The sequence below is a fragment of the SAR324 cluster bacterium genome, from assembly GCA_015232315.1.
GTDB lineage: Bacteria > SAR324 > SAR324 > SAR324 > NAC60-12 > JADFZZ01.
This window is the reverse complement of sequence record JADFZZ010000002.1, coordinates 76,635-91,532: the sequence shown is the minus strand read 5'-3', so window position 1 is coordinate 91,532 and position 14,898 is coordinate 76,635. Positions and strand designations below refer to the sequence as shown.

General features: G+C 48.0%; 9 protein-coding genes and 2 tRNA genes. 10 read left to right on the top strand and 1 reads right to left on the bottom strand.

Features of this window, described 5'->3' with window-relative positions; genetic code table 11:
- Positions 1-101: 101 nt before the first annotated feature.
- Entirely contained in the window at positions 102-5,933 is a 5,832-nt protein-coding gene (locus tag HQM11_01920) for a VWA domain-containing protein (protein ID MBF0349753.1), read from the bottom strand.
- A 406-nt stretch (positions 5,934-6,339) separates the two neighbouring features.
- Here HQM11_01920 and HQM11_01915 point away from each other — a divergent pair, with 406 nt between their 5' ends.
- The 10 genes from HQM11_01915 to hypE all read left to right on the top strand — a co-directional run bounded on the left by HQM11_01915 (position 6,340) and on the right by hypE (position 14,682).
- Complete coding sequence (locus HQM11_01915; GenBank protein ID MBF0349752.1) at positions 6,340-7,185, top strand: hypothetical protein; 846 nt, start codon at positions 6,340-6,342, stop codon at positions 7,183-7,185.
- A gap of 87 nt (positions 7,186-7,272) precedes the next feature.
- Positions 7,273-8,871 (top strand): hypothetical protein, encoded by a 1,599-nt coding sequence (locus tag HQM11_01910; GenBank protein ID MBF0349751.1) that lies wholly within the window; start codon positions 7,273-7,275, stop codon positions 8,869-8,871.
- Between the two features lie 163 nt (positions 8,872-9,034).
- On the top strand, positions 9,035-9,583 hold the full coding sequence (locus HQM11_01905; protein ID MBF0349750.1) for a DUF3334 family protein: 549 nt from the start codon (positions 9,035-9,037) through the stop codon (positions 9,581-9,583).
- A gap of 294 nt (positions 9,584-9,877) precedes the next feature.
- A tRNA-Gly gene (locus HQM11_01900) sits at positions 9,878-9,954 on the top strand.
- Positions 9,955-9,983: 29 nt separating this feature from the next.
- Positions 9,984-10,060 (top strand) — tRNA-Met (locus HQM11_01895).
- A 563-nt stretch (positions 10,061-10,623) separates the two neighbouring features.
- Positions 10,624-11,493 carry a 3-keto-5-aminohexanoate cleavage protein gene (locus tag HQM11_01890; GenBank protein ID MBF0349749.1) on the top strand — a complete coding sequence of 290 codons (870 nt, stop codon included), beginning with the start codon at positions 10,624-10,626 and terminating at the stop codon, positions 11,491-11,493.
- Between the two features lie 312 nt (positions 11,494-11,805).
- The gene (hypB, locus tag HQM11_01885; protein ID MBF0349748.1) at positions 11,806-12,606 is read left to right on the top strand and encodes a hydrogenase nickel incorporation protein HypB; all 801 of its coding nucleotides are present in this window, start codon (positions 11,806-11,808) and stop codon (positions 12,604-12,606) included.
- Entirely contained in the window at positions 12,575-12,823 is a 249-nt protein-coding gene (locus HQM11_01880; GenBank protein ID MBF0349747.1) for a HypC/HybG/HupF family hydrogenase formation chaperone, read from the top strand. Before hypB ends, HQM11_01880 begins: the two co-directional genes overlap by 32 nt.
- On the top strand, positions 12,777-13,628 hold the full coding sequence (locus HQM11_01875; GenBank protein ID MBF0349746.1) for an enoyl-CoA hydratase/isomerase family protein: 852 nt from the start codon (positions 12,777-12,779) through the stop codon (positions 13,626-13,628). Before HQM11_01880 ends, HQM11_01875 begins: the two co-directional genes overlap by 47 nt.
- A gap of 46 nt (positions 13,629-13,674) precedes the next feature.
- Complete coding sequence (gene hypE / locus HQM11_01870) at positions 13,675-14,682, top strand: hydrogenase expression/formation protein HypE (protein ID MBF0349745.1); 1,008 nt, start codon at positions 13,675-13,677, stop codon at positions 14,680-14,682.
- Positions 14,683-14,898 lie beyond the last annotated feature (216 nt).

Sequence of the window (14,898 nt, the reverse complement as noted above, 5' to 3'; positions counted from 1 at the left end):
CAGATATTCCACCCAAAACAAATTTCAGGTTCGTTCATTTTGTTGGCACAGGGCGACCGGCGGGTCGCCCCTACATGCCCCAACCACCCTGTTTTCAACGTTTAATTCAGGTGCAACCACAGGCCTTCGCCGGGTTCTACAGAATCAGGGTTTTTCACCCATTGGCCATTGCGGGCCACCCAAACCGTGCCATTATACACCTGATGCGGATTGTCAATGTGTTGACCCACACCAATCATCTGCCAGGAATTGTCTTTTTGAGCGACTTCTCCAATCGCGGGACCAAAAGTTTCAGCTTCATCAGCATCCAGCATTCCTTTTATCGCAATCAGGAATTCCTCAATGGAGCCATAATCCTTGTCAAACAATCCGTCAATTTTACTGATCTGTTCCGGAGTCAACCCTTTATCGGTCAGTTTGTCATAATCGGTGGCCAGCAGTTTGAACGCGATTTTGGCCGCGACTGAGTCAGGATTGAACGGATACGGCACGCCGGTGTAGCTCACGGTCTTACTTGTTGGCACATAGACCCAGAACGATTCTCCCGGCATGATCTGCTGGAGCGAACCCGATGCCAGATTGCTGTTATAGGAATACCATTCCTTGTTGCGGAAGGTCCAGATTTCAGCCTCCGTACCAAACAGGGAATCAAAATTATTGGCCGGAAACAACGGATTGGCCGTCGCGGTGATGGAAGTCGCGACCGGTGGAGCGATCAGGTTCCAGCCAGCGCTGAGGTTGACCTGAATGGACTCTTCATTCTCAAACTGGGCTTGGGTCAATATTCCGACATTGTTATCGGTGCGTATCTCCAGCGGCGCGGTGTTATAAATTTTGAACTGAACCGGCTGGTTGGGCAGATTGAAGGGATTGTTCTTCAACAGGAAGTTGGCGAGAATTCCCGGTGTGACCTCCATTTCTATGGTTTGAGACGCGCCTGGTTCCAACGAGTTGATGGCCGTGTCAGATTCCATGACCACATGCTCATTGGTCAAACCCACAAAATAAACCCGCATTCCCGCGCTGGTTGCCGTCCTGTTTCCGATATTGGTCACTTTCATGGTGATTTTCGCGCTTTTGAAGTTGGACGCGACAACCAGCCTGGATTCGTTCAGATTCATGACCAGATCCGGTGTTCCGTTTTCGCCAGCACCGCCGGGCGTGACCCGCACAAAATCACTGGGCAGACTGCCGGTGCCGTCACTATTGGTCACGATTGTGGTCACTCCATAGTTATGTCCATTGACCAGACCCGTCACTTCATAAGAGGCGGCAGAGGGATTTGCCACGTAATGCAGTTGGGGGAGCGTGGTATCGGTCAGATCTTCCACCGTGATGGTTAAACTGCTCAGGTTGGTTTCTGTGGGTGCTGTCCAGCGGATCAGGGCCGATGTATCCTGCGCGGTGGCGGAAACACCGGTCACTTTTGCCGGCGGACTGGCCTGCTGTAGCGCAAACACGTTACTGTCCTGCTGACCGGTCACACGGGAAGGCTCAGGAACCTCAATCTGGCCGCTGTCCAGTTGTCGGAGTGCGGAGTGCCGTGACAGTTTCCCGGAACTGCCTCCCTGAGATTTTCTCCAACTGTAAAATGTCTGCGAGTTGCCATCCAGCACTTCCGCGATCACATCGTAATATGCTGAATCCAGCATCTGGCGGTCTACCGCGGCAAGCACTCCCAGATTGGTTCCACGCTTGTTCAGCCCTGCGTCTTCCAGTGCCTCTGTCTGTTGTTCCGCTTCCTCGGGGGTTGCCATCTCAGTGCCGAGAGAGTCCAGATTTTCATTAAAATTTATCTCAGTCAGATTGTCCTTGTATCCAGCCACCAAAGGAATTTTGTCTGAGCCTAAATCCAGATCCCGTGTGAGATAAAAATTCACCTCCATAGTGTCTTCCTCGTCCGCGTCATCCAGATCGTAGGTGATGTCAAAACTGTACTTGTCAGCGTCTGAGGAGACCAGATTCAGGGTTTTCATCTGGAAGGTGGGGACGTTATTTCCCATAACCACCTGAAGTTCATACCCCCCGAGAGCATCCGCATTGTTGATGCTGACCTTGTAATCGCCGAGTGCGGGCGTTTTGAACGCGAAGACGGTTTCATTACGTTCCGCGCTGGATTTGAACAGTTGGTCTGGAACCGTACTGTCTGTGCCAGTTTGCCGATGAGTCAACTCCGTGCGTAACAGATGATTTTTCATCAGGTACACTGTTGTGCCATCGGGCATGGTCACGTCAAATTCAGGGATGACCGCGTTGGTTCCCTGCACCACAATCAGGGCATCAGGAGCCTTACGGGTGATCGTCACATATTCCTCGCTCAGGCGTCGGCCATTGGTGAACAGATATTTTGATTTTTCAGGCGACAGACTCCGGGAGGGTCCAGGTTTTCCAAGGCTCATGATCATGACTGCCTGATCACCCGCCATCACCCGGCATCCCAGCCAGGAAATCCACGAACCGCATTTTGCTCCGCCATCCAGCTTCAAGGACGGAAGAAATCGGGTTTCAATCCAGAGTCGTGCCACCCCGAAATCGGTCTCAATTCTGATTTCCCCTTCATTGATGGATTTCCAATCCCACCATTTGTCAAACATATAATTGCGCCTTTTTCCTTTGTCCACAGAACCACTTCCGCCAATACTTCCTATCGTTTTACCACCGACAAGGGGAATACTTCGAGGAATTTTGACTTTCATGTTCCCACTGAAATTCGCTGAGGTTTTGATGGATTCTTCTGTTATCCATTGACCAAATAATTTCCACCTTTTAGATGATGTGCCTGATCCGACCCCGCCATTGAATGTGCTCTCGAATACTCCCCAAATGTTGGTCTTCATTTTAAAGTCTACGCCGTTATTCTTGAGGTAGGCTTCCGCATTGGACATTGACCAATCCAGAAATCTTCCATTCCCGGTGAATTTCATGAGCACGTTATTTTGGGGAGGAATATAGATGATTCCAGCGGCATTATATTGCAACAACTCCTTACCAAGGCTGTCAGATATTTGCTCCATATAGCCCGTTGTATCCCGTAATACCGCTTTGGTTGATAATTCAATTTCCTGACTGGTTCTATTGTTGGTAAAATTCACGCCAAACTCGGAAGGCTCCATGCCGACCGGACCCGAAGGAAACCGCATGACTCCGGCCTTGGGATACAGCACCACCCCCACGGATTTCAGGTACCAGGGGTCCCAACTGACCCCGACAGCCAGATCCGCGGCTTCAACAGTCTGGGCCGCCGCCTTGTATTCATCGGTAAACCCTACCGTGCCGGAAATATCAAAAAACAGAGCGATCAGATCAATGGTGACCTTGGCGTTGGAGATCGCGACCTTCGCTTTGGGTTTGTTGGTTTTCGGGTCTTTATTGTTAGGATCTTTTTTCAGGGGAATCTCCGGCAGGGGAATGGTCACTTTGCCTCCGGACTTCACCCCCGCCTGATCCAGTTGAAAGGTGCTCAGCGGGATATCGTAGGTATCATCAAGCAGTGTGACCTGAATGGTCAGCGGCAATGTGACGGTTGTGCCGTTCATGGTGATGGTTTGAAACATGTTGCTGGGAATCGCCGGTTCCATGTTATAATACTTTCCATTGGTAGCCGGTGTTATCACCGATTTGTCACCTGTCAGCGCTCCCATGAACAATCTGAAATCCTCCGGGCCTTTGTTTCTGTTACGTTTGATATTTTTGGCGATCAGCGTTCCGCTGGTGACACTACGCCAGGTCTGTAAATTGGAATCGACTTTAATCTTGCCGCTGAAACTCAATAATTGCGGGGTTCCTGAGGTTCCGATATATACATTCCCTGAGGCTTCCTGACCTCCTGCCACTGGCGTTATGGAATCCGCGGTAACGAAAAAACCGTTTCCCATTAATGCGTTCGATGATGATATAGGAATGTTGACTATTCTTTCATTCTGTTTTGGCTCAAACGCGACTTTATCCAGTTTGGAAGAAACAGAAAACACCTGAACAGGTTGATCCTGGGAACCAATCGTGGCATAGGTCCGTTTGTTGTCTTCAATCACCACATAATATTCCAGTCCATCCGCAGTGACCGCACTTCCTGGAATCACGCCCTCGTAGGAAACCATGGGACGGCCAAAAATCTGCTCATTCAGGGTATATTGTTCTGTTCCCGCAACACGGTAATACAACCGGATGGCGGAAATGAAGGTGGTTTCGTCACTGGCCTCCACATGCACGGTATAATCCAGTCCTTCCGTCAATGCGGTGGGTGGTTTATGGCTGAACTGTGGCGGCATATTGGGGGTCACTGCGACACTGAACGGCTGACGCTCAGGTTCCTGAGAAGGCAGGGTCCAGATTGCGCCCTCCAGTTCAGCGGAAATGTAATAATGAATGCCATACACGTTCATGTCATAAGCCGGAATAACGCCAGTGTACTCTTCATTGCCAATTCCGTTCATGGGCACCGATTGCCAGTTTTCCTGCCGGGAATCCCGATAATGCAGGGTCATTCTTGGGGGCGTCATATCCGGATCACGCTGACTGACTTTGACGGTGAGCGGCAGATCGGTTTCACGTTCCCAGGAAGACTGATTCACCAGACGGGTTCGTGGAAGCAATTGCAGTTTGAGCGGAGCCGGTGCTGTGTATTGAAACGGAAGCCTGAGGTCTGATGTTCCGGTCTCGGATTTGACAGTCAGAATCAGGGTTCCCTGATGCGGTTTGCCGGTATCCAGATTGGAGGCGTCCCAGACGATGCCAGTTTCTCTTCGGGGTGCGCCCCACTGGGTCAGCAGTGTTGTGGGTGAGTCATACAGCTCAAGGATGCTTCCCTGAGAATTTCCCGCAAGTTTCTGGATCATCACATCGGGTTGCGGCATGAAACCATGCAGTTGAATCTGTCGGGCTTTCAATAATTGGCTCAACTGGTTGTAATCGTCCGCGTTGCCCGCGAGGGTGTCATCCACAAACAGCAGAACCACCTTGCGGGAATTCTCTCTCCAGTTCATGGACTCCAGCAGATTTTGAAGTTCGGCGGCAGAGGGCGTCTGTACGGAATCAAACCGGAAATCCTGCGCCAGTTGTTTCAGCAGAACACTCGATTTGTCCTGAAAATCAGCCGGAACTCCGCGTTGAGGAGTGACCGCGTTGAGGCTCACCCGCCAGTTCATGCAGGAATTCCGCAAACTGACAAACAACTCTTCCAGATTGGGAAACAGCCAGGTGGTGGATGATTTCATACTGACGGAATCATCCACCAGCACGGCGATATCCAATGGCTGATCGCAGACACTGGCATTGTTGTACTGTGTCACCTGTTTGATCTGTTGTGCCTGACCAGACTCTTCAATGCTTGCGTGTTCGATGCTCCATCCGCTCAGTGTTTCAGGAGTACCAACAATGGAGGCCTTCAGGGTCATGGAGGGAAAACTGCCTTCCTGCGGATCAAGAACCACCGCCATGGGGTGTCCGTTGATCACCACGATTTGGCTGGAAACCCGCAGTTGTTCCGCCTGTTGCTTCGTGGCCATATCACGGTTCAACAGACTGGAATCAAGCTGTCGTGCCACACTCATGTGAAGCAGATTGCCAACGCTGTCAAAGGCGCCAATGGCAACCTGATATTTTGCCGCATTGCCCAGTTTGAAATAAAAACGGCTGGTGGCCTGGGGTGGACTGACAGAAAAATCCTGCAGATTGCCATTGTAGTCATAGGCTTTCTGAAACATCCGGTACTGTGAAATGCTGATGTCTTCAGGTCCGATATAGAATATGTTTACTCTGTCGGCAGTGTTCTCTGAACTGTTTAGATATAGTTTTGCATCCCCGGTAGATAATGGAATGTCATCCCACTCCATCTCAGCACTTTGCGCGAAAACAGAACTTCCTGAAACCATGCTCAGCATGATCACGAATAATCCTGTCATTAACCATTTCATACCCGATTTGAAGGGTTGCATAGTGCCTCCTGTTTAAATTGTTCATTAAAAAATAATGTCCCCTGACAAAAAAGTGACACCGAATTCGTGTGTCATCTCGACCAATGGGAGAGATCTTTAAGATTCTGTCCGAGCGATCTTGACATGGATCATTGGTTAAGTATGCGATAATTTTCTATAAAAATTATCACCTCCGGCTTTTCTCGTTTATCAGATGGATTTTAATAAACAAAGTGATTTTTGAGCAGTAAACTCTTGTCCAGGATATCATCTTTGTATATGAAGGATCAGAATTATATTAAAAATGTTGTCTCCGTTTTTATTTTATTCGATAAATCCTTGTCAGAAATTCCTTTTTTGTAGTAAGAGGGTTTCAGGAGAACCCTTAACATTAAAGCCTATTTTTCAAATCAATCATGGAGTTGATATGAAGTTTCAAAAAATGATTCTGACCTTACTGATATCCCTGATTCCATTTTCAGTGTGGGCGATTGGTTGCAAGGATCTGGATACTCAGGAAAAAATTCAGGCGTTTGTCAAACAGTCCAAAGAATCCAATCCTCTTCTGCGTGAAAAATTGAGCGCTCATCTACGGATGAGTCCCTGTGAAGGACAGGAATGCGCGGCGGCCAATCTTGCTATCCGTACCTCCAAAATTGAGCGAGCCCATATTGTTCAGGACGGTGGGTATAAAAGAGTGAATTTTGTTCAGGGCAAAACCGCACCACAATGTGTAGTGAGTCGGGGAGAACGCAGTTTCTTATGCGCGGAATGTGAAATCGCGGCCAATACGGAATGCACCAGTTTTCAAGCCAATCAAAGTTCCAGCACAATTCGTGGAACCAATATTGACACGGATGATTTCAAGTTACTGGATGATCCCAATTATGAATCGGTGTGCGAGGAACAGGAAAAAGCGCCTGAATATGTCAAGATCACCACCCGTAAAAAAGCAGGAGATTCCCAGTATGAGCTGGTGATTGCCTATTATCACAAACAGAAAAAAGTTCCGGTCCTGATCAGTTACTACATCAGCAATGTGATGCGGAAAGTGTATCGGTTTTTTCCACAGTTCTACTATCAGATCTCAGGCGAATGGATGGCCACGGTGGTGCGGGTCCGTAGCACTCAGGGTAATGAAGAAAACTATGTTTTTGAAACCCAGATAGATATCACTAAAGACGCATCCGGGAAATATCAGGTTTATCTGGATATGAAACAGGATCCTGTTCTTCAAACGGCAGGATCCAGTGTGTTGTTTCTGACGGATTGATCCGAATCATGTTTATTGATCGTGCCCCTATGCATGTTCATGGGAGAGTTTTGATTTTCCCGCAAATCAGTATTTTTCAGGAGAGAGATGATGCGTCCTTTATATAAAAATTTGTTGAGATTTTTTATTATGGCAGGGATGGCAGGACTGATGGTTCCAGTGTCCATGGGGCAGGAACCCGCAGATGTAGGATCAACACCCGCAACCATTGAAGAACCTGCCCTGGATGCAGAATTCGCACAGCCTGATCCGGGAATCACCGAACCCTCACTGACTGAACCCGGGCTGGATGCCGGCGGTTCTCCTGCGATGCTGGAGGCCGCACCAACCATGCTGGACGCTTATCCTTCGATGACAGAAACACCTGCCGCTATGCCTGCTTCAGATCCGGTTTACACTCCTACCTTCCGCTTCAAGCAAACCTGGTCCATCACCCCGTCTACCCAATACACGAAAATGGGCGGTTATAATCTGCCCGGCGTGGTTGAGGATTCACAGGATTACAAACTCATCAACCGTTATACTGGTGAACTCAAGCTCAACACTTCCGCTAACTGGAATCATTATTACCGCTATTCTATCTATTTTTCCCAGACACAGGATGCTGACAAATATTCCGAGGCGTATGGCTTCAATGTCCATGAAGCGTATGTGAATTATCGGAACGGACGCAATACCATCCGTGGAGGTTTTCAGGTGATAAAACTGGGCAAAGTCAATTTTAACGGAGTGCTGGATGTGCTGAACAAAACGGAAGGGGGAACTGGCGATTTATTCAACTCCTCATCAGAAAAACAACCTGTTCCGGCATTCACCTGGCAATGGCAGGGGGATGTCCAGTCCGTGACCCTTTATCTCGCACCGTTCAAGCTGGAAAGTGTGGGCACCGCATTTACCCGTTACCGGGATCAGTACACGGCTGAAGAAGAAAACGGCAAAGGTGAAGACCAGACATTTTTGCAAGCCCAAGGGGGGCTTCGCTATGGCCTTTCACTGGATTCCTTTGATATCGCATTTGGTTTTTTTCACTGGGCCGATCCCCAGAATGACGCCCGTTTCAGTTTTTCGACAGATCCTCAAGCTAATGTCAGTTCTACTTTTTCGTCAGGATCCCTCGTGGATAATTTTACGGAAATTACCAGGGAAACCAATTTCGGATTCATGGAACTGGATGCGGCCATGGGGAGTTTTGTCCTGAAGGGTGAAATAATTTATTTTGATGAAAAGAATTTCAACCATCTCTACACCGATGGAACCGCCACAGAAATGATGTCGGTTCCAGTGACACACATGGCAACTTCCTGGGGACTGGAAGGCAAGTTTGGCAATCTGTTTATCATGCCGGTGGTTTCATACCGTTATCTGAGTCATGTGCCTGAAAACACGCATCTGTTGTTTTACGAAAACGAGGCAACACCTTTCGGGTACTGGCGTGATCTGGATAAGATCCAGGAAAATCTGGTGGTGATGTACGAATTTGGTGAAACCCTCAAAACTGTTCTGGTAGGCTTTGCCGCGCAACCTGTGGCTCAAATGGGCGGTAGCAATGCCTGGATCTGGAATCCGGACAAAGGTCCTTCGACCTGGACCTTCAATGCGACTGCGGTGATGGTGGAAGAACAATTGATGACTGGCGAAACCATGGGGGCCAACCAGGCATCGATTGCTTATGCTTATGAGTTTTAAAGGGTACACATTACACACAGCAGATCAATTCCGTTGAAGTCTTCTTATGATTTTTTATTTTTTATGAATTCTATGAAAGTTCGTTGAGATGATATAATCAGACGGAAGTCAATTTTTTTCAGAAATTATAGCATTTTAAGTTTTTATTACCTGAAAGGATTTTATGAATACATCTATTTTGACGATTGCCAGTATTTTCAAAGATGCTTTGAAAGAAGTGATTGAACGTTCATGCCAGCTTAAAGTTTCAGTGTCCAAAACAGCCCAGTTTATTCCTGGAATTCAGCTTTCAGAAGACATTGGCGCCTTTGTAAATTTCTGGGGAAACTATAAGGGCTTGATGGTATTAAATTTTTCAGGAGATGCTGCCCTGGAACTGGTCACTGCAGCTCTGCGTAACATGGGAATGCCAGAAGATGAGATTCCGACACACTATATGTCAGATGATGTCCGTGGAGCACTGGGAGAACTGGTAAATCACATCATTGGAAAAGCTCGCACTGACATTCAAAATAAATTCGAACTGGTGGCGCATGCCACAATCCCCGCAGTGGTACCAATTACCACACCAATCGGTTTGTATTTTAAAACAACAACGTCATCCGATGGACATCCCTGTGTCCGTCTGTCCATCCGAACACCTCAAAACCATCGTTTTCATATGGAATTGACCACTGAACCTACATTGTTCACAACCCTTTCAGGCAATTGAAAAAAATTCTTTGATTCAGGGGAATATATATGCTTGCTGGGGGTCGATCAAATTTTCGGCCATATATCAAAACCGGAGATTTGATGTGTTTCCCTCCTTGGGTTTTGTACTGTAGGGGCAAACCTGTGTGTCAGCCCTGAACTGAACGAACACACAGGTTCGCCCCTACGTTTTGTAGCCGAAAATTATGAGCAAGCCCCAGTCAATGGCGCCTGTATTGATAGCCTCATGATTTTTTTGATTTCTCTCTTGACATTCCTTACAGACCTAATAGCTTAGGCCTCTTCAAATGAAGCGGGAGTAGCTCAGTTGGCTAGAGCATCAGCCTTCCAAGCTGAGGGTCGCCGGTTCGAGCCCGGTTTCCCGCTCCATTTTGATAGTTTAATTCTCTCCTATGGATCGCGGGGTGGAGCAGTCTGGTAGCTCGTCGGGCTCATAACCCGAAGGCCGTCGGTTCAAATCCGGCCCCCGCCACCAATAAAATCACTTACTTACATCAATAAGTCCCCATTAAAAAGATTCAGTGGTGTCCATATAGGTGTCCAGTAGCGGATTCGAATCACCAGCCAACCGACATCGCTCACGAAAATTTCAAAAATGCTTTTTATGGAGAGATGATGTTTGGAGCAACGCTTAAAGCATTTCTTCCGGATCAAATCCTGCCTGAATCAATTTCTTTTTCATGTCTTCAGAATTAACAGACGAAGCATTTTTCCATTTCATGTCCGCAATGTCTTTTTCATCAACCAGATTGTATCGCTGGAACATACTCAGGTCTTATGCCCACTCGCTTTCATGATATATTGTTTCAGAAAAACAATGGAAATCCGCTTTGGTAAGGTGACATCCAGTAGACTCCGAAACGCTCTCAATGACAACAGTTGGCTCATGCCTGGAAGTCGTAGTCTCTCACAATATTTTTAAAACCAGAACTTGCACCTCTATTTAGAGCCTGTTACAGTCAACCAACCAAGTGCTTGGTTTATTTATTATGATTAATCAAATCAACAGTTCATGTTGAATTTTGTGGAGAGATGGTTATGAAATCCAGTGACAAAGTGATTGTGACCTGTGCCCTGACAGGTGTATTGACAGACCCCAATATGCATCCAGTTCCTGTAACCCCCCGGGAAATGGCGGATGCCGCTGAGCAGGCTTATAATGCCGGTGCGAGCATTGTCCATTGTCATTTTCGTCAGCAGGGACCCGGAATGGGGCGTTTTCCCACATGGGATCCCGATGTTGTCGCGGAAATATGCGGTGCCATTCGTGACAGGGTTCCTGACATGATTATCAACATGTCCACAGGCGTTATGGGGGATGATATTTCCGAACCGGTTGCCTGTCTGCAACGGGTTAAACCTGAAATGGCTGCTATGAATGCGGGTACTCTGAATTATCTCAAGATCAAAAAAGATGGAACATGGGCCTGGCCTCCACTTATTTTTGATAATCCGGTTTCAAAAATCGAGAAGTTTTTAAAAGTCATGTATGACAATAACATTGTTCCGGAATGTGAATGTTTTGATACGGGGATTGTCCGCAGTATTCCGATGCTTGAAGCCAATGGACTGTTGAAATCGCCGGTCGATGTTTCTCTGGTAATGGGCGTGGCGAGTGGAATGCCCGCAAAACCTGAGTGGATACCATTGCTTGTCGACGAGCTCAACCCGGGAACCACCTGGCAGGTGATCGCGATTGGTCGAACTGAAGTATGGCCTGTGTTACGTCGTGCGGTAGAACTTGGCGGAAATGCCAGGACAGGCGTGGAAGATACTTTTTATTTACCAGATGGACAGAAGACATCCTCAAACGGACAATTGATTGAGGCACTGGTGAAAATCATTCATGAAACAGGACGAGAAATAGCGACAACTCAGGAAGCCCGGCAAATTTACGGACTTAAATAGTCACTGTCTCGTAATTCGGTTTTTCTGGTTATACTTTGAATGGGTGTAAGCGTTCAGCTTTCAGTGTTTATGCGCCTCAGAAGCATTATGACTCAATATCAGAAAATATCGTTATGCTTCCAGTCTTTGAGAATTTCTGAAAACTGATAGCTGACGGCTGAACGCTTACCTTGATCCGGCATCCATGTGCTGGTGAATTCTTTTCCCGTTTCCGCCTAAAACTTCCTTGACAAGAGAATCCGTTGTCCATTACAACGCCGCTGTCGTAGCAGGACTACATCACAAAAATTTCAGTTCATGCAGGAGTCAACAATGTGCCAGGATTGCGGTTGTCTGGAAACAGAACATGTCACCGTGGGGCAATCCCCATTTCGAGTGATTTCTCAGAAAACGATGGTTCATACTCATCAGGAACATTTGAGACCGGACCAGGGGAACACCACTAAAAAAATAAGTATCAAACAAGAGGTTTTGCAGAAAAATAACCACATTGCCGCACACAATCGGGAACACTTTATTGCACAACGCGTCTTTTGTCTGAACTGGATCAGTGCGCCGGGATCTGGAAAAACTTCCATTCTGGAAAAGATGATCCGGGATTTGAACTCAGAGTTTCCAATGGCCGTGATTGAAGGCGATCAGCAAACGGATCGCGACGCGCAACGGATCAGTAATGCCGGTGCTCCGGTGGTACAAATCAATACCGGGGCCGCCTGCCATCTGGATGCTGAAATGATTCATCAGGCATGGCATCAATTGCAACAGCCTTCAATCAGGTGGTTGATGATTGAAAACGTGGGCAATATGGTGTGTCCCACCGCCTATGATTTGGGTGAAGCCATGAAGATCGCGGTGATCAGTTGTCCGGAAGGGGAAGACAAACCTGTCAAATACCCCGATCTTTTGCTGACCGCCAAGGTGTTATTGATCAATAAAATTGACTTGCTCCCCTATCTGGATTTTGATTTGCAAGCCTGTATTTCTTTTTCCCGGAAAGTGAATCCGGATATGATGATTTTTCCTGTTTCTGCCAAAACAGGCGAAGGATTCAATGATTTTTACAACTGGTTGAGGAGGACGCATGTGTCTGGGCATACCCATGAAAGTGATTGAAATGGACGCAACAGACCCTGATTTGTGCTGGGTGGACATCAATGGCACCAAACGGTCCTGTTTCAAAGGATTGATTGAGGAACTGGCCGTCGGGGAATATGTGATTGTACATGCGGGGGTTGCCATTGAAAAACTGGTGGAAGAAGAGGCCCAATCTGTTTTGGAATTGATTGACCACGTGCGGAACGCTTCAGCAATGGATGCGACAATTGCCTGAAAATTCTGAAATCCAATATGACGCAAAAAACCTGGTCGGGCATCTCAGCTTTCCTGTCTACAACGGATCCATGGATCTGTTGCATTGCCAACGGTTGTTAGCGGCTTATGAAAACGCGGTCAAGGATCCTGAAACCAGAGTCGTGATCCTGTGGGGTGGCGCTGATTTTTTTTCCAACGGCATTGATCTGAATTCCATACATCATGGCTATAATCCTGCCATTCAAGCCTATAAAAATCTTAAAGCCATGAATCGTGTGGTACAGGCCATTCTGGAAACCAGTAACAAACTGGTGCTGGCGGCATTACAGGGACCTGCCGCGGCTGGTGGTGTCATGCTGGCCCTGGCGGCGGATTTACGCTATGCCAGAGATGGAATCGTTCTGAATCCCTCCTATGTCAATATGGGGTTGTCCGGTTCAGAATACTGGTCGATTCTGTTGCCTTCCATGGTGGGCTATGGCCGAACCCAGCAATTGATCTATGAAGCCACGCCGATTTCATGCCGTCAGGCTGTGGACTGGGGACTGATTCATGAGGCTTTGAACCGGGACCCCGCGGCATTTTGTCAGGAAGTGACCCGACGTGCGGAACATCTGGCCCGGGGAAATATTGAAGCGCGTCTCTGTGCGAAATCCGTACTCAACGCCCCCTTACTCAGTGCCATGAAAGAACAGGTTCGCCTGGAACTCGAAGCCATGAAACAGTGCTGCAATCATGCTGAATTTGAACAATCCCGATCTGGTTTCGTGATGAAAACCGGGTCCTCTTCATTGCCGATAATGGCCATGGAATGTGACGACTGAGTGTCGTCTTTTTTTGCTCACCCTGTCCTTCGAATAGAATCCATTTATGAAAGACGTGATTTCTCTGGCGCATGGAGGGGGCGGGCGTGCCTCCCAGCAACTCATTCAAGACGTATTCCTCAAATCTTTCTCCAATCCCTACCTCATGGAATACGCGGATGGAGCGGTGATTCCTTTTGGAGAACAGCGCCTGGCGTTCGCTACTGATTCCTACACCGTTATACCCTTGAAATTCCCCGGAGGCAGTATCGCGTCGCTGGCCGTCAACGGAACCGTCAATGACCTCTGCATGGTGGGTGGAATTCCGCAATATCTGTCTGCCGCGTTTGTGATTGAAGAGGGCTTTTCCCTGACGTTGTTGCAGGAACTGGTGGAACTCATGGCGACTTCTGCCAAACAGGCCGGAGTTCAAATTGTAACTGGCGATACCAAAGTGTTGCCCAGAAATCAGATGGATGGACTCGTCATCAATACCGCTGGAATCGGGGTGGTGGAAAAATCGGTTCAACTCGGGCGCAACAAGGTTCGCCCCGGCGATCATATTCTGATCAACGGGACCATTGCGGATCATGGCATCACCATTCTCACCGCCAGAGAAAATCTGGGTGGGCTGGATTCCCTTGCGTCCGATTGTGCTCCGCTGACTCCCATGATTCCCGCATTGTTGAAAGAATTTCCGTCCATCGCGTTCCTGCGTGACCCCACCCGCGGGGGCGTGGCCGCAGTGCTGAATGAACTGGTGGAGGGCATGGCGTTTGGGGCCGTGATTCAGGAAGAGTTTATCCCGGTTCATCCGGCAATCCGTCAACAGTGTGACCTGTTGGGAATTGATCCGTTGTATGTGGCCAATGAAGGCAAAGTGATTCTGGTTTGTCCCCCCGAAGACAGTGCCGCCATCGTGGAGCGGATGCGTTCTTATGAAGTAGGCCAGCAGGCCAGTGTGATCGGAAAAATTACCGAAAAAAACAAAGGCCGGGTGTATTTTGAAACCCTGTATGGTTCTTTCCGGAAAGTCGATATGCCTCAGCACCAGCAAATCCCCAGAATTTGTTAAGAAATGTTGTAGAGACGACCAATTTGGGCGTCTTGGCATATGAAACACACATGGTTGTAGAGACGACCAATTGGGGCGTCTCTACACAGGACAAGGTACCATGGAAATCATGGAAAACGGGGAACTTGGGGGTTATCATTAATCAATATAAACGAATTTGCACAATTCAATCACGAAAACTCAATCCTCGTTTCGCCTGGCAGACCCGTTTTTATG